The 26,782-nt window shown below is 41.8% G+C and carries 20 protein-coding genes; 9 read left to right on the top strand and 11 right to left on the bottom strand.

All coding sequences use genetic code 11. The features are described 5' to 3' along the window. Window positions 1-34 precede the first annotated feature (34 nt). Entirely contained in the window at window positions 35-1,243 is a 1,209-nt protein-coding gene (locus OSCI_RS20305) for an AI-2E family transporter (protein ID WP_007356999.1), read from the bottom strand. Between the two features lie 66 nt (window positions 1,244-1,309). After that, entirely contained in the window at window positions 1,310-1,492 is a 183-nt protein-coding gene (locus tag OSCI_RS20300; RefSeq protein ID WP_007356997.1) for a hypothetical protein, read from the bottom strand. 54 nt (window positions 1,493-1,546) lie between these two features. Here OSCI_RS20300 and OSCI_RS20295 point away from each other — a divergent pair, with 54 nt between their 5' ends. Further along, window positions 1,547-1,843, top strand: coding sequence for a DUF3288 family protein (locus OSCI_RS20295; protein ID WP_007356996.1), 297 nt, complete (start codon window positions 1,547-1,549; stop codon window positions 1,841-1,843). 56 nt (window positions 1,844-1,899) lie between these two features. On the opposite strand, the gene OSCI_RS20290 is transcribed toward OSCI_RS20295, so the two are convergent. From OSCI_RS20290 to OSCI_RS30235, 7 genes are all read right to left on the bottom strand, one after another. Then, window positions 1,900-8,463, bottom strand: coding sequence for a glycosyltransferase (locus tag OSCI_RS20290; RefSeq protein WP_007356995.1), 6,564 nt, complete (start codon window positions 8,461-8,463; stop codon window positions 1,900-1,902). Between the two features lie 30 nt (window positions 8,464-8,493). Next, window positions 8,494-9,366, bottom strand: coding sequence for a GDP-mannose 4,6-dehydratase (locus tag OSCI_RS20285; RefSeq protein WP_007356994.1), 873 nt, complete (start codon window positions 9,364-9,366; stop codon window positions 8,494-8,496). Further along, window positions 9,363-12,860, bottom strand: coding sequence for a methyltransferase domain-containing protein (locus OSCI_RS20280; protein WP_007356993.1), 3,498 nt, complete (start codon window positions 12,858-12,860; stop codon window positions 9,363-9,365). The genes OSCI_RS20285 and OSCI_RS20280 overlap by 4 nt, the downstream gene beginning before the upstream one ends. 106 nt (window positions 12,861-12,966) lie before the next feature. Further along, window positions 12,967-14,226 (bottom strand): class I SAM-dependent methyltransferase, encoded by a 1,260-nt coding sequence (locus OSCI_RS20275; RefSeq protein WP_007356992.1) that lies wholly within the window; start codon window positions 14,224-14,226, stop codon window positions 12,967-12,969. 106 nt (window positions 14,227-14,332) lie between these two features. Beyond that, on the bottom strand, window positions 14,333-14,797 hold the full coding sequence (locus tag OSCI_RS20270; RefSeq protein ID WP_007356991.1) for a hypothetical protein: 465 nt from the start codon (window positions 14,795-14,797) through the stop codon (window positions 14,333-14,335). 377 nt (window positions 14,798-15,174) lie between these two features. Beyond that, on the bottom strand, window positions 15,175-15,321 hold the full coding sequence (locus OSCI_RS30870) for a hypothetical protein (protein ID WP_007356990.1): 147 nt from the start codon (window positions 15,319-15,321) through the stop codon (window positions 15,175-15,177). Between the two features lie 77 nt (window positions 15,322-15,398). Continuing rightward, window positions 15,399-15,554, bottom strand: coding sequence for a hypothetical protein (locus OSCI_RS30235; protein WP_007356989.1), 156 nt, complete (start codon window positions 15,552-15,554; stop codon window positions 15,399-15,401). A 53-nt stretch (window positions 15,555-15,607) separates the two neighbouring features. On the opposite strand from OSCI_RS30235, the gene ftsH3 reads away from it, so the two are divergent. From ftsH3 to clpB, 6 genes are all read left to right on the top strand, one after another. Then, complete coding sequence (gene ftsH3 / locus OSCI_RS20265; protein ID WP_007356988.1) at window positions 15,608-17,446, top strand: ATP-dependent zinc metalloprotease FtsH3; 1,839 nt, start codon at window positions 15,608-15,610, stop codon at window positions 17,444-17,446. A 228-nt stretch (window positions 17,447-17,674) separates the two neighbouring features. Continuing rightward, complete coding sequence (locus tag OSCI_RS20260) at window positions 17,675-18,247, top strand: thermonuclease family protein (protein WP_007356987.1); 573 nt, start codon at window positions 17,675-17,677, stop codon at window positions 18,245-18,247. Between the two features lie 99 nt (window positions 18,248-18,346). Next, on the top strand, window positions 18,347-18,868 hold the full coding sequence (locus tag OSCI_RS20255) for a hypothetical protein (RefSeq protein WP_007356986.1): 522 nt from the start codon (window positions 18,347-18,349) through the stop codon (window positions 18,866-18,868). Window positions 18,869-18,934: 66 nt separating this feature from the next. After that, window positions 18,935-20,722, top strand: coding sequence for a hypothetical protein (locus OSCI_RS20250; protein WP_007356985.1), 1,788 nt, complete (start codon window positions 18,935-18,937; stop codon window positions 20,720-20,722). Between the two features lie 325 nt (window positions 20,723-21,047). Further along, entirely contained in the window at window positions 21,048-22,757 is a 1,710-nt protein-coding gene (locus tag OSCI_RS20245) for a sensor histidine kinase (protein ID WP_019487044.1), read from the top strand. A 113-nt stretch (window positions 22,758-22,870) separates the two neighbouring features. Then, window positions 22,871-25,483, top strand: coding sequence for an ATP-dependent chaperone ClpB (gene clpB / locus OSCI_RS20240; RefSeq protein WP_007356983.1), 2,613 nt, complete (start codon window positions 22,871-22,873; stop codon window positions 25,481-25,483). Between the two features lie 124 nt (window positions 25,484-25,607). On the opposite strand, the gene OSCI_RS30230 is transcribed toward clpB, so the two are convergent. Next, on the bottom strand, window positions 25,608-25,772 hold the full coding sequence (locus OSCI_RS30230; protein ID WP_155523383.1) for a hypothetical protein: 165 nt from the start codon (window positions 25,770-25,772) through the stop codon (window positions 25,608-25,610). Between the two features lie 42 nt (window positions 25,773-25,814). On the opposite strand from OSCI_RS30230, the gene OSCI_RS20235 reads away from it, so the two are divergent. Further along, window positions 25,815-26,189: a photosystem I reaction center subunit IV gene (locus OSCI_RS20235; RefSeq protein ID WP_007356982.1), complete on the top strand. Its 375-nt coding sequence runs from the start codon at window positions 25,815-25,817 to the stop codon at window positions 26,187-26,189. A gap of 3 nt (window positions 26,190-26,192) precedes the next feature. Further along, window positions 26,193-26,426, top strand: coding sequence for a DNA-formamidopyrimidine glycosylase family protein (locus OSCI_RS20230; RefSeq protein ID WP_007356981.1), 234 nt, complete (start codon window positions 26,193-26,195; stop codon window positions 26,424-26,426). A gap of 21 nt (window positions 26,427-26,447) precedes the next feature. Here the strand turns inward: OSCI_RS20230 and OSCI_RS30225 are convergent, their stop codons facing one another. Further along, window positions 26,448-26,612, bottom strand: a complete 165-nt coding sequence (locus OSCI_RS30225) for a hypothetical protein (protein ID WP_155523410.1) — start codon at window positions 26,610-26,612, stop codon at window positions 26,448-26,450. Window positions 26,613-26,782: the final 170 nt, after the last annotated feature.

Genomic DNA, 26,782 nt, shown 5'->3' with positions numbered 1-26,782 from the left:
TTTCATTTCAGAGATGCCTTTTAGCTATTAACTCTTAGAGAAATCCATCTCCTTTTAAGGGTGGAAGTTTCAATTGTGTTTCTCGATCGGGGTTAACACGGCTCGCTTCTGAAGATTCATTGGTTGAGGGAGTATGGGCTGATTCATCAGTAACTTTTTCCGATCGTACCGCAGCTAGTGCCTCCTTAATAACAACTGCTGCTGGTACGGCGATTACAACTCCTAAAAATCCTCCGACTCGCGCTCCTGTCAAGATAGAAACAAACACCCAAAATGGATTTAAACCGGTCACGGAACCTAGCACTCTGGGAGCAATTAAATTTTCTACAATTTGCTGCACAATTAATTCAACGGCTAGGACTTGCAGCCCTAATCCAATGTTTTGCAGGGCCACGAGTATAGTTACCAGTCCAATTCCCACAGAGCCGCCAAAAGGTACTAATGCCATCAGACCAATTGTTAAGCCAAATAGCAAACCAAAGGGAACCTTTAGGAAAATAAAGGCTGAAGTTAGCCCAAAAGCCATACAAGTTGCAATTATGAGCTGACCTGTAAAGTAGTTTTGAAAACTTAGCCTTAGTGTCTCAGAAAATGGCTTTTGAAATCGAGGTGGCAACCACTCGATTAAGCTTTCCCAGATATCACTGCTGTGCAGGAGTAAATAAAAGGTTAAAACTACTGTTAGCAGTAAATCCAGCAATCTGACAACTGTTAAAACAGTCAGGTTTAAGGTGATATTTAAAGCTCGCCCTGCGACGAGTTGTAGTTCGCCTTTAAGTCGGGTGTTAATTTGAGCAATGAAGCCGTCGAGATTAATGGGTAAGCCGAGAGCATTGATTCGATCGTCAAATATCAGGAGCTGGCGCTGTCCAGAATCGATCCATTCTGGTAAGCGAGCGACGAGCTGCTGCGCTTGAGTGAAGGCGAGGGGAAATAGTGTCAGTGCTAGGGCCAGCAGGATCAATAGTGCTGTTAAAAAGACTAGAATTGCAGCTTGCTCTCGTTGTACTCCGTGTTGCTCGAACAATCTGACGGGATAGTTGAGCAGGAAGGACAACAGGGAGGCGACTAAGAGGATGACAAAGAGCGATTGAAAATAACCAAAAATTTGAGAGAATGCCCAAGCGTTGAGTACGGTGAGTGGTGCTGCTAGGGCGATCGCTAGCAGGCGAGTCATGGGAGTCAGCGATTCCCACCAGCTCAGCAGGCGACTTTTGGGTGCTTTTGGCCAAGAATTAACCATGAAATCCTGTCAAAATTTTGAGACTCATATTGGTTATTATCCTCAGCTTTGGCTAGACCTGTGCCTTCAATAGGTATGATTTTTATGCGATCGCGGTGAATCTTGTAGGGTAGGCGCTGTGCGATCGCCACATTTTTCGCTCAAAGCGTATAAATGGCAGCGCATAGGTGTCAACTTCAGCAGTTTACCCCGAATTTCACCCCGAAATTTCTTAAGAGCGATCGCCAGTTTGGAACTACCAGGGCCCACGCTTGCGCTCCTTAGCTCAAATGTTCGCGGATCTCTAGCACGGATAGAATCAACATGAAATCAGCACAGACAAATCAGGAACAGCAGCATCCTCAATATAAGAGCGATCGCGTCATTGTCACTAATCTATTAGCAGGGGAAGCAACTGACTACAATCTAGCGGAATTAGGGCGGCTAAAAATTCGCTATCGCGGCTTTCCCGGTGCTAGGGATATCCAAAGAGATTTAGATAAAGTAATGCAGAACTGGGGTTATCCCGATGAGGAAGCTCTTTACGAAAAAACCCGCCAGATTCATGCTGCTGGTCAGGTTTATAAGCGCCAAAAAACAGAGGAGGAAGATTGGATTTAAGAGCGCGATCGTAACAGTTCGGGTTAACTCTCTTACAAACACCAACCTGATTTGTATTACTTAACTGCCATCTTTATCCCAGCCTTAACGAATTTCTCATAATCCTCCAATAACCACCGAGGCAAACAATTATTTGCATCCTGAACTTGCAATTGCCCTGGACGACAGTACAACATTGCGGCTAATAGATGATTGATCGCTTTTTGTTCTGCCATTCCTTTGCTTAATTCAGTAACTAATGAGTTCAAAAAAGCCCTTTCAGCTTCTAGCAGTGGTTGATTAGCAAGACCACTGCCAAGTAAAGCTTTATAACCCTTACCTAAATCACTTTCGTAGACAGTTTGCAATTTATCTACTGGAACTTTTAGCCAGAAATTTGCTAATTTTTTGCGAACTTCTCGCAAGTCTGCTATTACCGATTCACTCGTTGAATCTATTTCATAAAGCTTTACAGAGCTAAATAATTGACTGAGAAACTGCGGCAGCAAATTTTGCGGTTGCGTGACTGGTTCGGAAAGAGTATTATCTATTTCAGCGGCGGCAAATACACTTTCAAACACTTTTGCATAGTCATTAATTAACCACTTAGGCAAACGGGTTTGAGCATCAGGGACACGCATCTTACCCGGAGGCAAGTAGAGCATTGCACCCAGCAGAGAATTAATCGCTTGAGGATGCACTAACCCTTTGCCAATTTCCGTCAATTCCTGCAAAAATACCTGTTCAGTTTCAAGTATTGGCTCATTTTGAAAACCGGAGTAAAGGATTGCTTGATAACCCTTACCAACATCACTAACGTAGATAGTTTCCAGTTGCTCAGTTGGCACGCTGAGCCAAAAATCAGCTATTTGCTTTCTGAGCTGGCGGATTTCCATTACCACAGATTCATCAGTCGGATCGATGCGGTATAGATTCACGCAGCCTAACAGTTGATTTAAAAATTGTGGCGAACTAATATAATGAGCTAGTAACTGAGATGATGGTGGTTGGTTAACCGAGTCAAAATTCAGTGCTAATTCACTCTCAAAAACCTGCTCGTAATCTTCTATTAACCAGCGAGGTAGACGAGCCTGAGCATTCGGTATCCGCATCGTTCCCGGAATAAAGTAAAGCATTGCAGCCAGCAGAGAATTGATAGCTTTAGGATGCACGAGTCCTTTACTAATCTGAGTCAATTGTTGCAAAAATATCTGTTCTTCTTCAGTCAGCGGTTGATTTTGAAAACCACAGCCAAGCAGCATTTTATAGCCCTTACCGACATCGCTTTGATAGATAGTTTCCAGTTGCTCAGGAGTGACGCTCAACCAATAATCAGCCAACTGTTTACGGATTTGGCGTAAAGATGCGATCGCGGATTCTGCTGAGTAATTTGTGCGGTAGAGATTTACATAATCCTCAAGTTTATTGATGAATTCAGTGCTGGGTGCTAACACTGAACTGCCAAGAGGTGACTGGCTATTTTGCCATTTTTGGAAGAGTTCTTGGAATAATTTACCAATAGAAAGCGAGTAAGCACGACTATCTAAAAATCTAGGATTGCTTTGCATCTTTTGCTGAATTTTTTGCCGATGAAGCTGTCGCAATTTAGGGTTGCTACCTAGAGCAACTGCTAACCGAATGTAGGATTGTTGGCTATCAGCAATTAATTCTGGTATTTCAATTTCCCGCAGCATTGCTGACCCTTGGCGGAAGCGCAAAGCATTTCCTTCCATCACTACCGTTGGCAACCCTACTTGTAGAGGGTCAATCAAAGAAGTTGCGCCAGCGTAGGGATAGGAATCAAGATAAACATCTGCTAACCCCAAAAATTCTTTAACATCGCCGCGACTCGGTAACTGTTTTACAATTAATAGACGGTTGCTCTCAACGCCGTATTTAGCTAATACAGCATACAAATTATTTACAAAAGGCGTGGCCGGATAAGAACGAGTCCAAGCTGGGCCAAAGGGATATAAAATTAGCATAGAATTGGGAACAGCAGCCAAAATCTTTGCCCAAATTTCTCGCAATTCTGGCAGAATTTTGTAGAAGTTCGCTCCTGATATAAACACATTTGTTTGCTCAGAAATACCGAGGCTATTTCTTGTTGGTTGCAGAGTTGATGTTTCCGACTGAGTAGCATAATTAAAGCAAAATCCGCTGCCATCCAAAATAGCTAACTGCTCTCGATATTGTTCTTGATAACTGCTATCGGGGATTGTCCACTTGCCGGCAATATAGTAATCTAAGTGGCGTATTCCCGTAGTTGTCGGCGAACAGAAAGAGGTCGTCTGTACCCGTGCTAAACGGTGAAGTGCCAGGGAAGTAGTGGGTTTATTAATAGCTGTTAGGTTAGTGCCAATAAACAGGATATCTAAGTCATCATCGCGGATAGTTTGCACCTGCAAGGCAAAATCTTTAGGAAGTGGAACCAGTTTATCAACGCGACTTTGACAATATTGTTCTAATTGATGACCGCTGACATTGAGAGCATATAGAAAAATTTCAAATTGGCTGCGGTCTAAATGTTCAAAGACAGGAAGAGTTGCGAAGGTTTCTGTCTGGGGAGCAAAATGATCGTTGAGCACTCCTAAGCGAATTTTTGAGCGCGTTGCTGGTCGCGCTGGGAAAACATAATCAACCTGAAAACCGCGATTTTTAAGAACTAACTCCATAATATCCGCCCGCTTTGTGTAAACATCCCGCAGGTTTGCAGTTGTAAAGTACAGGGGGATAAAGTTAGCAACTTGACTGAAAAATAAAGCAATATTTTGCCAAATTTGAGAATCTTTGTTGTTAAAGATGTTGGTATGAACGTAACCTAGCCATCCTTGCAGATAGCGATAGTAATTGTCTGCTTCTCCTATTTCTTGGAAAAGGTTAGGACAGACAAACATAAATTTCAGATAGTCATTAACAAACCAATTGGGAATAGCGGCGCGTTCGTATTTTATCGGTAGTCGATCTGCACGGCGGTAAAGCATTGCAGCCAGGAGATGATTGATAGTTTTATGTTCCTCAAATCCTTTGGCAATTTGTACTCCTAGTTGATTGACAAAAGTTTGTTCTTCATCAGTTAGTGTTTCATCTTTAATGCCACTATTCAGCAGTGCTTGATGGATTTGACCTGTCTCTCCTGCATAAGCATTTGCAAGTTGTTCGAGTGTAGATGAATTCAGCCATCGATCGGCAATTTTTTTTCTCAACTGGCGGATATTTGCTAATGCTGATGAATCTGACTGGTTACTTTGATATTTTTCAACAATGCTGATTAGGGAAGTCATAGAAGGCGGTATAGTAATAGATGTTTTAGGGGAAAGCTTAGTAGCAGCTATTAAAGCTGAGCTAACTTTTGCTGCCATTTCTGACCAGGAAAACTTTTTAGCTTGTTCCAAACCAGCAGCAATTAAATTTTGACGAATCTGAAAATTTTGCACCTCAATAAGTGCTTTTTTTAGTTCTTCAATTCGATCGCCGTTCACATATAAAGCTGCTTGACCTGCAACTTCAGGAATTGAGCTATTTTGAGAGGCGATTACTGGACAGCCACAAGCAATCGCTTCTAATAATGGCAACCCAAAGCCTTCATATTTTGATGTTTGGACTAATGCTAAAGCCCCAGAATAAGCACTTCGTAATTCATCATCACTTAGTCTTAAAAGATGAATCTTAATATCGGAACTATATGTTTTTAACTCTGTTTCTAATTCCGAGTTGCCCCCTACACAAACAATTTCAAATTGATGTTTATTTTCTAATTGAGAGCAGGCTTGGAAGAATAAAACAGCATTTTTATAGCCGTTAAATCCAACGCGATCGCCCACCCAGATAAAATAAGGTCTTGAAATATTATATTTTACCTTAAATTGATTAATTTCTACGAATGTTGATGGTGAAAATTTCCTATCTATTCCGCAATGAGCTACTGTTATTAATTCTGGAGAAATATCAGGAAAGTATTTTACTAAATCGCGAGCTGTGCTTTCGGAAATGGCAATATAGGCAGAAGCATGGCGGATACCTTGATGTTTTTCGATCCACATCGGGTTAGCTAAATTGGCTCCCATGACTTCTGGAATCATATCATAAGCCATGAACACAGAGGGTGTCGAGCGCGGTGTAGTGTAGTAAGTAGAAATGAAAAGATCGGCTTGTTCTTCATCGCAGATTTTCTGCAACATTTCGCGGTCTGCTTCAGTATTGTTGTAGTCATAAGCTGATATTTGCCGATACTTAATGCCAGGAATTTGGGGGAGAGTTCCATTGCGATCGAGTAAGAGAATATGTTGAGCAAAATCCTGATTTGCCCATTCTGTAATTAAGGAAAGCCAAACACGGGTAATTCCAGAATTGTGAATCTGAAACATTACGCCGTCAATTACGATCTTGGGTGATAAACTTGGAACGTTATTTTGTTGTTCTTGCTCCCCTTTCTTCGGCTGAAAACCAGCCGGAATCAACTTAGTTACTTTGGCAGAATTACTGCATTTCAATCCTTCTCTAATTTGGGCAATCGCTGAATTTATATCGCCTCTCGCAATCATTGAATGTGCCATTTTCATAGCTTCGATTGCATAGTGTTCTTTTGCCTGATTTGATAATTCCTCAGCCATATTTTGAGGAAGGTAAGCTTGGGAAATTTTAATAGCTTTGTGAGCCTCTGCAATATTCTCTCCCGATTGAAACAATCTAGATGTCCATGATGAAGAATTCATCCGCGTACAGGCAAAAACTTGAGGTTCATACCACATTGGATAATTCACCGCAATTCGCTTCCACATTTCCCAATCAGCAGCAGCGCCAGCCTGGGGGCAAAATCCCCCCAACTCCTCATATACACTTCGTTTGACTACCATAGAAGCCGCTGCAATCCAAGAATACACAGCAATTTTTTTGATCCAATCAGTTAAAATACCAGGCGTTTCTCTTTCCAGAGGTGATAACCATAAAGGTGCATTTTCTTCATTAATATGGAGACAGCGACAGAAAGCAGCACCAATTGTTAATTGTTGTTCTATAGCTCCCTGAAGGCTGCTATAAAATCCAGGCTTAACCAAATCGTCATCGTGCAGAATGTGAACCCATTGACCGCGAGCTCGCTGAAGACAGATGTTAAAAATTGCAGTTTGACCAACATTAAGTTCGGAATGACGATAAAATTCGATCCGATTGCCAGCCACTTTTCTGATAATTGCTTCGATCTCGTCTTGAATCAACTGATTCGGATGATCGTTAACAACTTCAATCTGCATTTCTTCGACACTTAAAGCTTGTTCGATAACGCTTTTTAGCGTTTGTTCGAGATAATTTTCCTTCAAGTTATAGGTCGGGATCATCACTGACCAAAAAGGTCTGCGATTGCTGGCTGAAAGAGGTAGAATTGTAGGAAATTCAATATCAGGTAATTTCACGATCGTTTTTTTATGTGAGTAAGCTACTTTGTTTGATTCTGAGTGAACTGAAACAAAATCTTGTAATAAATTAGTATAACCTTCATCAGCCGTTCGCATAGTTTGATGCAGGCCTATTTTGGGAAGCAACTCAGTCTGTACAAAGGTTTTTAGCTCTGGATGCCAACCGTATCGTTCTGTAGTATACAAAATAGATTGCGCCGCTTTCAGATACTGACCATTTCGCAGGAGAGCCTGACAAACCAAGGTGAAATAAAAGTTAAAATTTAGGGGGATTTGGTGGTGAAATCGGCGACGAGCCTCGGAAAATCCTTCTACAAGAGCAGTATAAGCACATTCAACTGCGTGTTCTACCGAGCAATCAGTCATTTCTAAAACTTGCTCTGAAGACTGTTTCCAATATTCAAGATCGTGGGCAATAGAAGCATAAACTGATGTGGATGCCAGCAACAACTGAATCATGGGTAACGGTTTAGCCCAATCGGTTAATACTGTTTGGGTTACGCCGCTAGAACACCCAATTAAAAGGCTGCAATATTTTGTTAATTCCGCATTTTCTCGTAGTGTTAACACGCTACCATCAATAATTCGTTCATCTGTTACGATAACTTTCGTGCTCGATGAAAGAATAATGCTGCAATCTGGTAAACGAGACAGCAGGGATTGAGCGACAGATAAAGCATATTCTGGCTTAACAAAAGATTGGCTACTACTGCCAGTGAACTCAAATAAAATAACATGACTGCGTTTCAGTAAATTGTGCTCTTCAGCAAAATTACGGACTCTTTCAATCTCATCATTTCGTAGGCGTAAGATATTTTGAATCGGCACAGTAATCGGTTTTGGATAGCCGCGAAAAAGAGATGCTTTAGTAGTTCCATCATAATTTTGATAGTTATTTGGGCTAACCTGCGTCAAAAATATTTCATCAAAGTTACCTCGATTAAGACGAGATTGTAATTCTTTTTCTAACCCATACCAAGCTGTTACTATTTCTTGCCAATTATTGGCGGGTATTTCCCAGATTTCATCAACAAATGGATTTTCTTCAATTACACTACGACACATTGATGAAATTGCCCAAGTTAAATGGCAATTGGGATAATCATATTTTATTTGCCGAGCTAATGTAGTTGCATGAAGGCAATCGCCATTTGCTCCAAGTTGTCCTAGCAAAATCCGCTTACTAGAAGAATAAGAATAAATCGCTGGCTGAGATAAATTTTTCATCCTTCAAATACCTAAAGATAAAGCGCGATCTCATCTGGCTTCGATCATCATAGCTGCAAGTTGCTGCAAGTCTATATTTGGTCGCCAGTGAAGGCTGTGCATGAGTGCGGGATTAGATACTAATCGCTTATATTCAGTCTGAAAATTCTCAGTCTGTTCTACATAGCGCCTCCAATCCAAACCAAGGATAGAAAAGCAGACTTCTATCCAATCTTTGATTGTATGAATTTTGCCGGAACCAATGACAGCTTCAAAAACATTTTCCTGCTCTACCAGCGTTATAATTCCCTGTGCTACATCACCTGCAAAAGTCCATTCTTTTTCTACAGAGATATCACCCATTTGCAGTTTTTCATCAGCTCCCTCGACAATGCGCTTAGCGGCAAGAACAACTTTTTGGCTGACATGAGTTGGCTTTCTCAGAGGACTTTCGTGATGAAATAAATAGCCTACATAGGCTTTGATACCTAGACTTCTATAATATCGAGCAGCATAAACTGATTGAATGCGCGCGATCGCATAAGTGCTACTTGCTTCAAAAGGAGTATCCTCAGAAATAGGATTCCCATCATTATAGAATTGAACGCCGCTCCCTGTAATGAAAACTTTCGAGTTAGAACTGTATTTGTACACTGCTTCTAAAATATTCAGCGTACCAGTGGAAATTGCGGCATGATTTTCAAACAGCGCGTCGTGCCGCGTTGTTGATTTAGCAGCTAAATGAAATACATAAGTTGGCTTGTATTCTTTGATAAAATGCTCAACTTGTTCGTAATTCGATATATCGCCGCGCATCCAATCTCCAGAACGTGATAAACCGATAGGGTTAATTCCTTTAGCTTTGCACAATTCATTGAGATAAAATCCGTCTTGTCCGTTGGCACCAAAAATAATAGCGTTCACAGTTTATTTTTCTGAAAAACAAAGGTTGCAAATGTGTAGCGACATCCTTCATAGATAAAATCTGGGTTCGGACAATCCCACTGGGGAACGTCAGGAAGCCGACAATTTTTCAGTAAAGGAAGAATTCGATGCCGCAAATCTTTCTGAGTGTAAAGGCGGAAGTCCACTACTGGAATGCGATCGCCTACTTTATACTGATCGTTATAATCACAAGTTAAAATGGCAGTACCTCCAGGTGCCAGAAGTTCAGCGATTTGCGTCATAAATAGTTCATCATCTTGAACGTGCTCCACCACAGATGTTGAAAAGATAATATCATAGCTGCCCTTGATTGTAGACGGCTTATGGAAATAAACATTGAGATCGCAATTGATCGCAGGATCGATTTCTTCTAAGTGATAGCCGAGTTGCTTTAAGGCAGCAGCAGCACTATCTTCATGACTACCAACGCATAAAATTTTAGGTTTTACTAATTGGGAGGCAAATTTGTGAGCGGTGTCTAAGATAAAGGCTTGCTGAATATTAGCTTCCGGTATTTTCCGCGCCATCATCTCAGGAACCAAGGCAAATAATTGATTAATGACAGGTTCGTACTGGCTGCGTGCGGCATCGTCCAAGATGCGATTTAATGATGTTACATTAGGAAGACCAACCGTAAAAGATAGTTGAGGTAAATTGCTCCGATCGCTCCGCTCTTGACCTAGCACTCGATCGAGAATTTGCTCATAATCCAAAATAAAATTGGCTTCGCTCCACTCATTATAAAAGGGTACAAGCGGCGCGATGCCATTATCAATAATTTGCTTCAAACTGGAATCTTCGATACAAATTGAAGGATTCGCCGAAAAAACATGACGGTACATCCCACATTTATTAATCGCCAGAGGTCGCTGCACTGCTAAAGCGTGTTCCAGTACACTTGAAATCCCTCGGTCTTTATGGGAGTCATAGAAGAAAGCATTGAGTGTATTACTTGCTAGAAAATGGAGGAGTTGCTGTTTGCTTAGAAACTCATGGTTAATCGCAAGTTGTATGCCGGGTTTAGAAATAAGTTTGCGACAGTTTTCCGCTGTTGCTTTAGCAAATTGTCCTTGCTGTTCGACAACATTATTAAAAGGCAAATGCAGCACTATTTTCGCTCTATCAAATTCTTCCTGTACAAGCATAACCAAACGTTCAAAACCTTTGTCACTAAATCCAAAACCAAAGCTTCCTACGGTGACGATATCGGGAATATCTTGGCTGTTAATGTAAGGGGAAATCAAGCGTTTTGTCTTGAAAACAATCGGATTATTTTCTATTAAAGTTGGATCTGGACATAAATGATAATCAAACATTTCTAGCGTAGCTTTATCTGCTTCGTCCTGAGTGACTTCGTGCATTATTCCTAGCTGTGGAATTTTGTACTGTCTAGTCACCTCTTGTCGCAGCCAAGGCATTGTTGCTAGATAGTAATTATAAATAATCGCAGCCGGATTTATCTGAGATACTACATTCTTTAGTTCTGCGTAATTAGAACACTCCGCATAAGCAAAGGAATAGCGCGAAGATTTTTGTAGCGCTTCTGTAATATTGAGACCATACTGGTAAATACCGCATTGTTTTTGCTTATGAGAAACAATGAGTATAGTCGGTTTAGAGGATTCTGCAACTTGTATCTGAACGGTTTTCCGTTCGGTTTTAGGCAGCATCCCAAAATCTTCTAAAACTTCTTCAAACTTGGTCGCAAAATTCTGTGGATGCCAATCTGTTTGCATTTGCTTCACTTGGGGTTCTGATGAAGCGATCGCATCTTTTAAACTCTGGAAGGGGTACGGCTTAATATAGTGATGAATATGCCGAAATGTTTCATTAGTTGAAATGGCTAATGGTCTTCCACTTGATATAGCTTGATCGGTAGTTGCGGAAATTCCCGCTTGATTCCTGTTGTAAAGAAAACAATTCAGTGTGTTTTGACTGCACCATTCAATGAGTTGGTCTTTAGTCATAAACTCATTGGTAATAACTACTTCAACTCCTTTCTTAGCTACTTTCTTACACAACTCGCTCAGGTAATCGGCATAATGTTTTTTATGCAATGTCCAATGTCTATCTTCGCTATAAGTCGATGCCGGAATATTAATTTTAACAATGGCTTTTTCAAACTCTTTATTAACAGCATCTACAACTAATTCAAATCCTTTACCTATCGTGGCAAATCCAAAAGTACCAATTACAGGAATTGATGATTCTCGGTACGGGTTGACTGGAGTATAAACTTCTAAGGGACGGGGGAAAGCATATACTCTTTTATCTTCCACATTCATCGTCGGATCGAGCGCTAAATAGGCATCAAAATCATCAGCAGGACAGAAACCGAAGGGGTTATTCGTAAGTGTTTCCAGCACCAATGTTACTTTTAATCCCGGCAATAAGCTGACTCTTTTTGTATTGAGCCAACTCATTGTTACATGATGATAGTTAAAAATGTAAAATTCATAATTATTCGGAATCTCAGCCGCATTTTCGCTGATTTCTAAATAATGAAGGTCGTATTTTCCCGAAAGTAATAAACATTGATAAGCCATTTTGCCAGACTCGTAGATGCTGCAATTAGCTTTCTCAGTATTGAGAAATAAACCTCGCGGTTTTTTTGTCCCCTCTACCACTGTTGCTGGTTGAGGCAATGCTAATACAAATGCTGTCTGTTCAGATGCGACTAAACTAGAAATAAATGCCTTAACTTCGGCATAATTCTTAGCATAAACTACCGGATTTTCCAAGTTTTCCCAAAGCTGGACTGGCAAATCCCAGCCAACAATACAGCGAGGTTTATAACGATTAATCTCCGTTTGAGATGCTGCATTTACAGCACTTCCTTTCATCAAAAAAGCAATACATCTATCCCCAACTTGGGATAATTCTTTAAGGTTCATTCCACTGCAATCAAAAATATTGGCAGCAGCAAATTTAGGTTGACCTGAACAGTAAAAATTTAGTGTGGGAAAATCCGCTGCTATTTGCTTTAGATGCTCGTTTAAATAAAAATAATTTTGATTAGAAAAAACTTCTCCGTTTTCCACCAAAATGCTATTTTCTCTAACTTCTATTTCCTTCTCTAACTGACCAAAGAAGGCAATCGTAGGCGTATAAATCGGTATTGTTAGCAGATACTTATGATTTAGATTCTGCTGATACATCTGACGATTAAAGGTATGAACATTATTTTGGTATGTCATACCATAGAGGTTGAAAATATCATTAAAAACGCCAAACCACATATTGATAAATATGGCATCATTAGGGCAATTTGGTGTTCGTTCTGTTCCTTGATATTCCTTCCCTTGATATAGAGAAATAGGCAGTTTTAAATCTTGCCACAGATAGGCAGATTTTTCAACACATTCTAAGGTGATTTTCACTCTGGGAAAACTTATTCTAGCTGCCTGAATTACGGCTTTTGTCAAAATCACATCGCCGCTGTGAAAACTGTTGTGAATGAAGAAATGTGTCATGTTTTTATCCTGTTGTGCGCTGTTTGTTTTTTGGACTTAGTTAAAACTTAAGCATTCTTTATATAATGCCACCATCTTGGCAGCTCTACCGCGAGCATAAGTCCCTTTAAAATTTAATGATTTCGAGGTTTGGCAAAGGAAAAATTAAGCCAACACCGCTTTTCAAAGTTGCTTCTTCGCGTTTCAAAAATTCTTCTTTGAAGTGCCAAGGTAAAACTAAATAATAATCCGGCTTCATGGCTCTTGAATCTGCTTCACTGACAATTGGAATATCTGTACCAAGGGTATAAGCACCATATTTATCAGGGTTTCTTTCCGCTGCTACGTCCACAATTCGATTGTCAATTCCACACCATTGCAAAATGGTATTGCCTTTAGTTGATGCACCGTAAATATGAATACTTTTGCCTTCCTTTTTGAGCTTTTTCAACATTGAAATTAGCTCATCTTTATGCACATTAATCCGATCTTGAAAATTTTTGTACGGTTTATCGGTATCAAGCTCCATGTCAAACTCAGCCTGACGTAAAAGCTTGATGCGTGTCACCGCTTCTTGTCTCTTGAATGAAAAATTATCAACATTTGTTGCATAACAGCGAATGCTACCACCGTTGATGTCATTAAGAACAGCATCTACTATTTTTAAGTCAGCTTGTTTGAGAATATATTCCAACACCGCTAAACTATAATATTCCAAATGCTCGTGACAAATTGTGTCATAGGAATTCATCTTAAGCATAGATGGCATATAGGACATTTCAAACACCCATAAACCATCAGGAGCAAGGGCTTTTTTGATTTCTTTACAGAAATTCACTGGGTCTTCTAAGTCATAAAACATGGCGATTGACGTAATAATGTCAAATTTTTCGCCTTGTAATACTTTGGTCAATTCTTCAGAAGGAAAAATATCTTGAATAGCTGTAATATCTCCGGTAATTTCTTGCGCTACGTCAGAAGGATCGACTCCAAATTTGATAAAATTTGGGGGATAAGACTTGAGTAAAGTGCCGTCATTACAGCCAATATCCAAAACACGCGCATTACTTTTGTTAATCAGTGCTGTTGCTTCTTGAGTAATTCCCTGTAAGTGATTTCGCATTGTCTGATTAGTACCGGAACGATACCAATATGCAGAATACAAAACCTCTGGTGGAACTGTATGTTCCATCTGTAATAAACCGCAGGCGTTCTCATCTTTTGTAGGATCGCAACGCAATAGAGAAAGGGCTATTTTTCTCATTGGTGGTTCTTCTTTTCCTGGCTTAAAAAAAGAACCTTGCAAATGTTGTTCCCCTAAATTAATAACTGGAGTGAGTGCTGAAGAACCGCAGACTCGACAAGTTTTACGATGGCCTAAGTGCATGGTTTTGCCTTTAAAAAATTATTGTTTAGATTTATCGCACCCTTGACGTAGCGCCGCCAACAGGCGCGTTAAACTCACCACCAAGATGGCGGCATTACGGATGGTTTTACGTAAGTCCTGATTGTTGATGATAGCTGAGTTTTTCTACCAGTGATTGTAAATTTTTGTCTATTCCATCTATGCACTTATTCCGTTCTAAGTTCAATATGGCAAGTTGTTTGACAACTTTATCTTTTTCTGATGCCTCCACTTTTTCAAACTCATATACCTTTTCTTGTTCGTGCCACAAGTTACAGTTAACATGAGCAAGCTGTGAGAAGATTTCACCGATGCTACCTAGTACATCAGGCACATAATTGCCTTCTTTTTTATAAACTTTATTTGAGGCAAAAGTTAGGCGTTCGCTGGGAATTTCTCCAGAGACAGCATTGCTAATAAATTCGTTAATTTCTTCCTGAAGTTGCTTTTCTTGAACAGCAAGGCTTTGGAGTCTAGTTTCATCTTCGGAATGCCACTGTTTCAATTTAATAATTGTCAATTTGTCGCAGAGAGAGCCAAGTGTTTCCGCCATAGTAAAATGTGATTGGTGTGAAAGAATCTAACTCAGGATGCTTAGGGATAACTAGAAGGCGAAGGCTAAGAAAAAAGATTATTGCTAGGGAACTTTAGAGAAATCGGCATTTTACGTTTAATTATGTTCGCGTATTTATTTTGTCTTGTCTAAAACAAGTTTTTGTACATCCACCCAGATTAAAAACTGCTATATCCTAGTTGATGCCGCTAAGGTACTAAATAGAGTGCTCAATATCAGACGAAAACTGATTTCGAGTGTTCCCAGAATAGTCCATACTATTTTATACAACGTTTCTCGGCGAACACAGGATTGTTTTAAAATGGAACTGGCTAAAAGCCTCTCGGAAATAGCATTGACAAATTCAACGCTCTACCCTATCTCCACCATAGGTAAAAGTGTAAAGCAGTTGATTCAGGCAAAACTAATAATGTTGCTCCTGTATCTACTTTCGCTTCCAGTTCGACAATCTCGCTGTTAGTCAAAGGATTTCTAATTTTTAAGGTAGTGTAGATAATTCCCATTGCCACTTACTTATTGGTTTCTACTAGCTTAACCGAAAATCACCCCCCGCCCACCGCAAAACCTGTGGCTGCAACTCCTAACTCTTGACAAAAATCATTTGATATTGTAAAGATAACAGCTTACTTGCGGGCTGATGATTAGTTCGGTTTCCCCTCTGTGGCTGCGCGATCGCCACTACCGATCTCTCCCCATAGCGACAATAAGTTACAATTACGTTAAGATTGATTAACATAATTAAAAATTCCCAAGTCTGTGTGACTTAAAAAAATAGGAGGAAAAGCCCCGGTGAATAAACGGTGGAGAAACGCAGGCCTGTACGCGCTGCTAGCTATTGTCGTCATTGCCTTAGCAACTGCATTTTTTGACAAACAGCCCCCCAGCCGACAACTGTGGAAGTACAGCGAATTCATTGAGCAAGTCCAGAGCAAGAGAGTAGACAAAGTAAGTATAAATGCTGACCGGACTAGAGCCCTAGTCACTTCCCAGGATGGCACTAAGGTACTGGTCAACTTGCCTAATGACCCTGAGCTGATCAATATCCTCACCACTAACGGCGTGGACATTTCAGTTTTACCCACGAACGACGAAGGCTTCTGGCTCAAAGCCATGAGCAGCCTATTCTTCCCCATCCTACTCTTAGTGGGATTGTTCTTCCTGTTGCGGCGAGCCCAAAACGGCCCTGGTTCTCAAGCGATGAACTTTGGTAAATCTAAAGCCAGAGTGCAAATGGAACCGCAAACCCAGGTGACATTCGGGGATGTCGCAGGCATTGAACAAGCCAAGTTAGAACTATCGGAAGTTGTGGACTTCCTGAAAAATGCCGATCGCTTCACCGCAGTTGGCGCAAAAATTCCCAAAGGCGTGCTCTTAGTCGGCCCTCCCGGAACTGGTAAAACCTTGCTAGCTAAGGCTGTCGCTGGTGAAGCTGGCGTTCCTTTCTTCTCGATTTCCGGTTCTGAATTTGTGGAAATGTTCGTGGGTGTCGGCGCGTCTCGCGTCCGCGACTTATTTGAACAAGCCAAATCTAACGCACCTTGCATCGTATTTATCGATGAAATTGATGCCGTTGGTCGCCAGCGGGGTGCTGGTTTAGGCGGCGGAAACGATGAGCGCGAACAAACCCTCAACCAGTTATTAACTGAGATGGATGGCTTTGAGGGCAATACTGGCATCATTATTATTGCTGCTACCAACCGCCCTGACGTGCTCGATTCAGCGCTGCTGCGTCCGGGTCGTTTTGACCGCCAAGTTGTGGTCGATCGCCCTGATTACGCGGGCCGTTTGGAAATTCTCAACGTCCACGCTCGCGGCAAAACTTTGTCTAAGGATGTGGATTTGGAGAAAATTGCTCGCCGGACTCCTGGGTTCACGGGTGCAGATTTGTCTAATTTGCTGAATGAAGCGGCTATTTTGGCTGCTCGTCGCAATTTGACAGAAATCTCGATGGATGAAGTTAATGATGCGATCGATCGGGTGCTGGCTGGCCCTGAGAAGAAAGACCGGGTAATGAGCGAGAAGCGCAAAACGCTGGTAGCTTATCACGAAGCTGGTCACGCTTTGGTTGGTGCTTTGATGCCTGATTATGACCCAGTGCAGAAGATTAGCATTATCCCTCGCGGTCGCGCTGGCGGTTTGACTTGGTTCACGCCAAGCGAAGATCGGATGGATTCTGGTCTTTATTCCCGCTCTTATTTGCAAAATCAGATGGCGGTAGCTTTAGGTGGTCGGATTGCTGAAGAGATTGTCTTCGGCGAGGAAGAAGTGACTACTGGCGCGTCGAATGATTTGCAACAGGTGGCGCGTGTGGCCAGACAAATGGTGACTCGGTTCGGGATGAGCGATCGCCTCGGCCCAGTTGCGCTCGGTCGTCAGCAAGGGAATATGTTCATGGGCCGCGATATCATGGCGGAGCGCGATTTCTCGGAAGAGACAGCCGCCACGATCGATGATGAAGTCCGCACTTTGGTAGATCAAGCTTACCGCCGCGCTAAAGAGGTGTTGGTTGGTAATCGTCACGTCCTTGATAAATTAGCAGATATCTTGGTGGACAAGGAAACTGTGGACGCTGACGAGTTGCAAGAGTTGCTGGCTAATAATGATGTCAAGATGGCTGCGATCGCATAATCAATTTTAGATTCGCGATCGCATCTAGAATCTTAAATTAGGGTAATTCCGGGTTCCGGGATTACCCTAATTTTTTGGGACGGTAAGAATCGTCAGGATGCGATATATCCGTAACGCCGCCTTCTAGGCGGTGAAGATACCGCCTAGAAGGCGGCGTTACAGAGTAATATTGAACAAGTGCTAGATGCCATCACCACAGATTAACAAGCAGGAAAAATTACCATAAAAATGAGCAAAATTAAAATTGGAAATCGCCCAGCAATCGCAGGCTTAAGTATACTTACCGCCATCTTCTTATTAATGGGCTGCCAACCAACTGTAGGCCCCAACAATTATCCCGTAAAGCGCGTCAGTGATGGCGATACTATTACCGTAATTGGTGCTAAAGATAAAGATATAACAGTACGCTTTGCCTGCGTAGACGCACCAGAAATTCCCCATTCTCAAAGGGAAAGACAGAGTACAAAAGCCATCGATAAAAATCAATTTATGTGGGGATTAAAAGCACAGCAAAGAATGCAGCAGTTAGTTAAAAAAGGAGGCGATCGCGTTGTTTTAACTGTAACCGATACTGACCGCTACGGTCGCAAAGTAAGCGAAGTTCGCTTACCTGATGGCACCTTTACTCAGGAAGTTTTACTGCGCGAAGGATTAGCAATGGTCTACCGTCCCTATCTGAAAAACTGTCCCAGTGCAGATATTGTTCAAAAAGCCGAAGCCGAAGCCAAGAAAAGCCGACGCGGCCTTTGGGGAGATTCCAAGTTTGTGCCAGCCTGGGAGTTTCGACGCAACAGCAAATGATTAAACTACTAGAAGCTAAAAAAGTTTCTCTCCACAGAGCAATAGCAGTCAAAAGATGTGGTACGCTCCTGGTAACTCGATGCAATCAAGGTAACATCAATGAAGATCAAACATCTAGTTCTTTCGGGAATCGCTCTTCTACTCGGTGCAACAGTAGTAGGAACTGCCGTTGCTCAACAACTAACCAAAGAGCAAAATACTGTTATCTGTCGGCTAAAAAATGAGGTGGCTCAGCAAAAAGGAAAGGGCAATAAGCTGGTCTTTTTGCCACTCTTAGGGAAAGTTCGCCAGCAAGTTGAAACCCCTTTTAGAGCAACTCTCTATCCTGATATTCAGTATACTTTTGTCGGCACTTGCGATGAAAATTGCAAGGGTTTAAACTTGGCTCTTAAAGATATGAGCGGCCAGGTAATCGCTACCAGTGAAACTGTAGATAGCCTCCCGGTTATCACTTTTACTCCCCCATCTGAAAGCGAATATCAAATCGGGGCAAAACCGGGGGAATGTACTACTACTAAAGGCTGTAACTTTGGGATGGGAATTTTTGCTCCTAGCAGTGCTAATGTACCTAATGCTTCTAAGATTCCTGCGGAATTGGCACAATTTCAAATGTGTCAATAAAACTCGGAATTACTGACCCCCCTTAATTGGGGGGTTAAAAAAGTAGTCGCTAGTTTGAAAACGAGAATGATGAATTATTCCGAATTTATAAATAATCCCCAAATTAATCCTAGAGAGCTGCTGGAACTCTATCGCCATCAAGAATATGACCAGCTTTCAGAAATATTCCTGCGAGTTCTAGAACATTTTCATAATAAAACTTACTATAGTTTAGATCTTAGTTTGCGCTATTTTATCAATGTTTTTGTCAAAAACTTTTTGTACTTATTTACTCAACCGGAATATATTCTCAGCGATCGCCACGTCAATCTATTTATTAAACATAATCTCACGATTTCTAATTTGGTAGCCATTTCTAGCTTTAAAACAACAGATGCGTACTTACAAATTTTAAACGATCAACCCCGCAATTTTGCTAAGTTATTAAGCTTGTACTCAGCTAGAAATACAGTCAACTTTGACAAGCAAGCGTTGTTTAATGCCAATCCTCAATTAGCTTGTCTTTGGTATTCTTGCTTTTGTGAGAGTTACCGCTCTGGGGTTATTAACAAGGAAGCTTACCAAAATCTTAGGGAACACATCACATATACAGATGACAAATTAACTGATTTTTATAATATAGATGATATCTACTTTGGAGCCAGTTATATAGATGGCGATCGCGACCGCGAAATCAAAAATAGAATCAACCAATCTATTAAAAATAGCCCCTTTGCAACCACTGCACAGATTAACAATAATCCCAAGCCTAAAAAAATAGCTGTAATCACTTCTCTGTGGTTTTCTCAGCATTCAGTCTACCGCATTCTCTCTGAGTTTATTGAGTCTTTAAAAAATGACTATGAATTAACTTTAGTCCATCTGGGCGAGATTAGAAATAATCTCGATATTGGATTCTTCAAAGAAATTAGATATGTTTATGCTAAAGACGGTTATTTAAATATAGATGCTATCCGAGAAAATGATTTTGCCGCAGTTTTTTATCCCGATATCGGTATGACTGTAGAAAGCATTTTTTTATCTAATTTAAGGATTGCTCCCATTCAGATTTGCGGCCTCGGTCATTCTGTGAGCACCTTCGGCTCGGAAATAGATTATTATATTAGCGGAGCGGATGTAGAAATTCCCCAAGGTGCAGAAGCAAACTATTCAGAGAGATTAGTGCTATTACCAGGATTTGGAGCTATCCACAATCAACCTCACTATCAAATTAAAAACATCAAGAAAAATCGCCAGGAATTGATCGTTAATTGTCCTTGGTATGCCCAGAAAGTAAATTATAACTTAGTCTGTTCTTTAAAAGAAATAATAGCAAAGTCTGATAAAAAGATTGGTTTTAGATTTTTTTCTGGGGGTGCATTGACCAGAAAAAATGATTTCCTCCCCTTCGCTACAGATTTAGAATCTATCTTAGGTAAAGATTGTGTGGAACTGATTCCAGCTAAACCCTACGGCGAATATATGGCCCTCATGGAAGAGGGAGATATTTGTATTGAAGCCTGTCATTTTGGCGGTTGTAATACTGTTGCTGACAGCTTATACTTGAGACAACCTACTGTCACCTTGGAGGGAGACAAATGGTACAACCGAATTGGTTCTCAAATGCTCCAAACTGTTGGTTTATCAGAGTTAATTGCTCAAACTTCAGAAGAGTATATTTACTTGATATTAAAGCTGATACATGATGACGACTATCGTTTGCAAATACAAGAAAAACTCGATCGAGTAGATTTAAACAGTACAATTTTTAGCTCAAAAAGCAAGATTTATTTCAAAAAAGCTCTGGATTTTTTAACCGCTAACTGGGAACAGCTCAAGAATGAAACCTCAAACAAGCCAATTCACATCGACTAATCAGCTATGCAGAAAATATTAGAGATACTAGAGAGAATCTTAAGTTAAAGAGGGTAGAATTGCAAGCAGTCAAGCAGAGCCGGAAGTGGAACTTTGCAAAGACCCCATAGCTATGTAGAACAGAGGTTAAATTATAGATTATCTTTACCGTTACGCTGTCATCATTTACAATATATATAGCAATCGCCAAGGCGTTTAAGACACTCTCTTATTGCTGAAGCCCGCTGATTATATTCCCTTCTTCCTTTCTTCCCCTAGCCCTGAGCATCCTAGCCCTGAGCATCCTAGCTATATATTACCTTTCTGGTTGATGAGTACCTTGCCGATGCCTTTAACCTCAAACTCGCAAAACTCACCTCAAAACCCTGCTCAAAATGGGTTAAACCGTCTGTTCAACCGCTTAGGTATCAGGCAAAAAATTGGCTGCGGGTATGCCCTAGTCATTGGTATTGCCATTCTCGGTACTTTGACGGGAAGGGGTATTGAAGGATATTACAAACAGCAAGTTAGGGAACAATTAGCTACAGACAGAGAAAAAGCTGAAATTCTAACCAGCCTCAGTAGTACGCTCTGGGAGTTAAGAATTTATAAAAAAGAGCTGCCTAGCTTACTGGCAACGCCTCAACTTTTTGTGCAGGAAAGCTCTGAATTTCTGTCTCGCGCTGCTGAGATGACTCAACTGCTAGAGCAAGTTCAGTCTTTACCAGATCCTTCAGATCCACAGATTCAAAAAGAGTACAATCAGTTTAAGGATTTGACAGAGATATATGTACAGAAAGTTAAAGCTTATTCGCAGCAGGTAGAGAAGTTATTAGTAAAGCTAAAATCATCTAATTTAAAACCCAAAGAACTGCAAAGCGCTAAGCAGAGTTTGAATAGTTTTGCTAGCAACGAATCTACTTTAAAATTGAATGACTTTTTGCAACAGTCAGCTAACCTTGCGAAGAACTTTCGTGTTAAGGCAGATCGGGCATTGAAATCTTATGAGCGAGCCGAGACGCTAGGAACGATAATTCTTATTAGTAGTTTAACATTATCTGCTGCGATCGCAGCGATGTTAGCAATCTATACTAGCAAAGCGATTGCTCGTCCCTTGGAAGCTACCACAAAAATCGCTCAGCAAGTGAGTGAAGAATCAAATTTTGACTTGCAAGTACCGATCACGACTTCCGATGAAGTTGGGCAGTTAGCAATAGCGCTCAACGAATTAATTTTGCGGGTAGGGGAGTATACAGAAGAATTGCAAGAAGCAAAAATTGCTGCCGAAGCAGCGAACCGCTCTAAAAGTGCATTTTTGGCTAACATGAGTCACGAACTTCGCACGCCTTTAAATGCGATTATTAACTACAGTGAAATGCTGCAAGAAGATGCCCAAGATGAGGGTTATGAAGATTTTCTACCGGATTTGGAAAGAATTCAAACTGCGGGCAAGCATTTGCTGGACATGATCAGTGATATTCTCGATATTTCTAAGATAGAAGCAGGTCATGTCACTCTTTATTTAGAAAATTTTGATATTGCTAATATGATTGAAGAAGTTGTGACTACGGCTCAACCGCTAGTAGAGAAAAAAGGTAATACTTTGGCAATGCAAATTAACGGTGATGTTGGTACTATGTATGCTGACCAGCCGAAGGTGCGGCAGATACTACTTAATTTGCTCAGTAACGCGGCTAAATTCACAGAAAAAGGTGTGATTACTCTTAGCATCGAAAGAATTAAAAATGATAAATTTAAGAGTAAAAATAAGAAATATAAACAGGAATATCCCCCAGCTTTAAATTCTAACTCTCAAGTCTTAATTTTTCGCGTGAGCGATACTGGAATTGGCATGACTGAGGAGCAGTTGCAACATATTTTTAAACCTTTTACTCAAGCAGACGCATCGACTACGCGCAAGTACGGCGGGACTGGTTTAGGGCTGACAATTAGCCAGCGTTTGTGCCAAATTTTAGGCGGCGAGATCGCAGTAGAAAGTGAAGTGGAACGCGGTTCGACTTTTACGGTTCGCCTCCCGGAACGGGTAAGTATGTGAGAAGGACGGATATACGCCAATAGTCAGGGGTGAACACCGATCTAGGCGATCGCTAGTGGCTGTCTACAATAATTTTAAAATTATAAAGTAATATCAAGGCGAGGTAGCGAAAAATGCAGCCGAGTAACCCAAATCAATTTACAGAAAAAGCCTGGGAAGCGATCGCCCGCACCCCAGATATTGTTAAGCAAAGCCAACAACAGCAGCTCGAAAGCGAACACTTAATGAAAGCTTTGCTAGAACAAGACGGATTAGCTAACAGCCTCTTCACTAAAGCTGGTATTAACGTGCGCCAGCTACAAGATCGGACTGAAGAATTCATTAACCGCCAGCCTAAAATATCGGGAAGTGGAGCTTCTGTCTATCTCGGCCGCAGCTTGGACACTTTACTAGACCGAGCTGAAGCCCATCGAAAAGAGTATGAAGATGAATTCATTTCGATTGAGCATTTGGTGCTAGCTTATCCTCAAGATGACCGCTTTGGCAAAAGTTTATTTCAAGAATTTAAACTAGATGAAGCCAAGCTAAAAGAAATAATTGCCCAAGTCCGGGGGAACCAAAAAGTGACCGATCAAAATCCAGAAGTTAAATATGAATCCTTGGAAAAATATGGCAGAGACTTAACTGAATTTGCGCGGGAAGGTAAACTCGATCCGGTGATTGGTAGAGATGACGAGATTCGTCGCACGATTCAGATTTTGAGCCGCCGCACGAAAAATAATCCCGTTTTAATTGGCGAACCAGGGGTAGGTAAAACTGCGATCGCAGAAGGCTTGGCTCAGCGAATTATTGCCGGAGATGTGCCTCAATCTCTTAAAGATCGGCGATTAATTGCTTTAGATATGGGGGCTTTAATTGCTGGTGCCAAATTCAGAGGAGAATTTGAAGAACGCTTAAAAGCTGTACTCAAAGAAGTCACCGATTCCAAGGGTTTAATTATTCTATTTATTGATGAAATTCATACCGTTGTCGGTGCAGGTGCAACTCAAGGGGCGATGGATGCTGGCAACTTGCTGAAACCGATGTTAGCGAGAGGTGAATTGCGCTGTATCGGTGCAACTACGCTGGATGAATACCGCAAGTATATTGAAAAAGATGCTGCTTTAGAGCGTCGCTTCCAACAGGTTTACGTAGATCAACCTACAGTGGAAGATACTATTTCGATTCTGCGGGGTTTGAAGGAGCGTTATGAAGTACATCATGGCGTGAAAATTTCCGACAGTGCTTTAGTAGCAGCAGCCACTTTATCTACTCGATATATTAGCGATCGCTTTCTGCCAGATAAAGCCATTGACTTAGTGGATGAAGCAGCCGCTAAATTGAAAATGGAGATTACTTCTAAGCCGGAAGAACTAGACGAAATCGATCGTAAGATTTTGCAGCTAGAAATGGAGAGACTGTCATTGCAAAAAGAAAGTGCTCCCGCTTCGATCGAACGCTTAGAAAGGCTAGAAAAAGACCTAGCTAATTTTAAAGAACAACAAAGTGCGCTGAATGGACAATGGCAAGCTGAAAAAGGCGTTCTAGGCAATATTCAGAAGATCAAAGAACAGATTGATAAGGTAAATATTGAAATTCAGCAAGCAGAACGAGAATATAATCTTAACCGTGCTGCTGAGTTGAAATATGGCACTTTAACTGAGTTGCAAAAGCAATTAGAAGAGGCAGAAACTAAACTGACGGCGACTCAAACTACGGGTCAAACTTTGCTGCGGGAAGAAGTTACGGAATCCGACATTGCGGAGATTATTTCTAAGTGGACGGGAATTCCGATCAGCAAGTTGGTAGAGTCGGAAATGCAGAAACTTTTGCACTTGGAAGATGAACTGCACAAGCGGGTAATCGGACAAGATGAAGCGGTGACTGCTGTTGCAGATGCAATTCAGCGATCGCGCGCCGGTTTAGCCGATCCGAATCGTCCTGTTGCTAGTTTTATTTTCCTCGGCCCGACGGGTGTTGGTAAGACAGAATTAGCGAAAGCTTTGGCAGCTTATCTGTTCGATACCGAAGATGCAATGGTGCGAATTGATATGTCTGAGTACATGGAGAAACACGCGGTTTCTCGGTTGATTGGTGCGCCTCCGGGCTATGTTGGCTATGATGAAGGTGGACAATTAACTGAGGCAATCCGCCGCCGTCCTTACGCGGTGATTCTATTCGATGAAATCGAAAAAGCTCACCCGGATGTGTTTAATATCATGCTGCAAATTCTGGATGATGGCCGCGTTACTGACGCGCAAGGTCACACGGTAGACTTTAAGAATGCTGTGATTATTATGACCTCTAATGTTGGCTCTCAATACATTTTAGATGTGGGAGGAGATGATGAAGAAATGCGTAGTCGGGTGATGGAGGCGATGCGCGGTACTTTCCGCCCAGAATTTCTCAACCGGATTGATGAGACGATCATTTTTCAGGGATTGAGTAAGCAGGAATTGCGGCAGATTGTGAAGTTGCAAATTGGTCGTTTAGATAAACGGTTAGCAGATCGCAAGATGTCGATCAAATTGTCTGATTCTGCTCTCGATTTCTTGGCAGAAGTAGGTTACGATCCTGTTTACGGTGCGCGTCCTTTAAAACGAGCAATTCAGCGCGAGTTGGAAACGCAAATTGCGAAGAGCATTTTGCGGGGAGATTTCAGCGATGGCGATACGATTTTTGTCGATATCGAGAATGAAAGGTTGGCGTTTAAGCGGTTGGCGGCCGATTTGTTGGCAACTAAGTAATTTGATGGCGATCGCTCTTTTTTTGGGAGGGCGATCGCTTGAGGATGCCGAATCTGGGTCAAAAAAAGTAATACATAAAGTCATATAGGCTGTCGATCGCAATGTTTTAAGCCCGATCGCGGCTCTAGAGGCTGAGTCCGACTTGGGACTGCTGACAAGTGGCGTAGGCGAAGTCAGCCGAAGGCATTGTACCCAGCCACCAGTCATGACTCTCAAATGTAAACTTATATATACAAACGCCGCAGCGTCCGTTTGAAAGTGAACCGCGCAATCCTAAAATGAAAAACAAATAGCTTTATCCGTTTATTCGTTACATAAGGAAAAAAAGCTCATGGTTCAACGTGGTTCTCAAGTTCGTATTCTTCGCAAAGAGTCCTACTGGTTTCAGGAACTAGGTACTGTTGCCTCTATAGACCAAAGTGGCATTAAATACCCCGTTATCGTTCGCTTTAACACCGTAAATTATGCCGGTGTCAATACCAACAACTTCGCAACAGGCGAAGTGGTCGAAGTTTCAGGGCCCAAGGCTAAGGGAAAATCGACGGCAGCTTCCGGTGGCAAGCAAACCACCATCGAACCCGGTACTCGCAAGACAGGGAGTGGCGGCGCACCCCAGCAGCCAAAAACTACAGATAAAAGCGCTCCGGGAGCTGAAGTTCCCACCAGTGTCGAAGGGGCACCCAACCAAGGAACTGAACAGCGTTAAGTTGTGCCAGAACTGCCTGAAGTTGAAACCATTTGCCGGGGTCTAAATCAACTGACCCTGGGTTTAGAAATATTGGGTGGCGATGTGTTGCTAGAGAACACGATCGCCAGCCCATTTTTTGCTAGGGATTTTTTAGCAGGGTTGCAGGGGAAAGCGATCGCTCGCTGGCATAGACGGGGTAAATATCTCCTGGCTGAGTTGGGGAGCGGGGGAGAGGGGGAGATGGGGCAGGGCTAATTCATTGTCTCTAGAGAAAGGTTAGGGTAATGCGATCGAGGATGCGATCGCACTGCGGAGGGGGCTTAATGGCGATCGCCAAAACACATCCTTACAAACCACAGTCAAAACAATGACCGCCTGTCCCAGAGAAACCTGGCCCCAAGTCCCAGATTTTCGCGCCCCCCGAAGAGCTGATTGTAGCAAGTATAACGATCGCTAACGATTACGCGATCGCCCTCAAAGACCATCAAATGCTATTCCCTTCTTTCCCTTATTCCCTAGAGCATCGTAGCATCCTAGCCCCTCTTTTCCCCTTCTTACCCTAGCCCTGAGCATCGGAGCATCGTAGCCCCTTCTTCCGCGCCCCTTCTTTT

The organism is Kamptonema sp. PCC 6506 (genome assembly GCF_000180455.1).
GTDB classification, from domain to species: Bacteria; Cyanobacteriota; Cyanobacteriia; order Cyanobacteriales; family Microcoleaceae; genus Kamptonema; species Kamptonema formosum.
The sequence above is the reverse complement of the archived record's forward strand: the minus strand, read 5'-3'. Positions and strand labels throughout refer to the sequence as shown.

Coding starts and splice junctions, on each gene's coding strand:
- OSCI_RS20305 (WP_007356999.1), bottom strand. CDS start 1,243: ATGGTTAATTCTTGGCCAAAAGCACCCAAAAGTCGCCTGCTGAGCTGG.
- OSCI_RS20295 (WP_007356996.1), top strand. CDS start 1,547: ATGAAATCAGCACAGACAAATCAGGAACAGCAGCATCCTCAATATAAG.
- OSCI_RS20290 (WP_007356995.1), bottom strand. CDS start 8,463: ATGAAAAATTTATCTCAGCCAGCGATTTATTCTTATTCTTCTAGTAAG.
- OSCI_RS20280 (WP_007356993.1), bottom strand. CDS start 12,860: ATGACACATTTCTTCATTCACAACAGTTTTCACAGCGGCGATGTGATT.
- OSCI_RS20275 (WP_007356992.1), bottom strand. CDS start 14,226: ATGCACTTAGGCCATCGTAAAACTTGTCGAGTCTGCGGTTCTTCAGCA.
- OSCI_RS20270 (WP_007356991.1), bottom strand. CDS start 14,797: ATGGCGGAAACACTTGGCTCTCTCTGCGACAAATTGACAATTATTAAA.
- OSCI_RS30870 (WP_007356990.1), bottom strand. CDS start 15,321: ATGGGAATTATCTACACTACCTTAAAAATTAGAAATCCTTTGACTAAC.
- OSCI_RS30235 (WP_007356989.1), bottom strand. CDS start 15,554: ATGTTAATCAATCTTAACGTAATTGTAACTTATTGTCGCTATGGGGAG.
- OSCI_RS20260 (WP_007356987.1), top strand. CDS start 17,675: ATGAGCAAAATTAAAATTGGAAATCGCCCAGCAATCGCAGGCTTAAGT.
- OSCI_RS20255 (WP_007356986.1), top strand. CDS start 18,347: ATGAAGATCAAACATCTAGTTCTTTCGGGAATCGCTCTTCTACTCGGT.
- OSCI_RS20250 (WP_007356985.1), top strand. CDS start 18,935: ATGATGAATTATTCCGAATTTATAAATAATCCCCAAATTAATCCTAGA.
- OSCI_RS20245 (WP_019487044.1), top strand. CDS start 21,048: ATGCCTTTAACCTCAAACTCGCAAAACTCACCTCAAAACCCTGCTCAA.
- clpB (WP_007356983.1), top strand. CDS start 22,871: ATGCAGCCGAGTAACCCAAATCAATTTACAGAAAAAGCCTGGGAAGCG.
- OSCI_RS20235 (WP_007356982.1), top strand. CDS start 25,815: ATGGTTCAACGTGGTTCTCAAGTTCGTATTCTTCGCAAAGAGTCCTAC.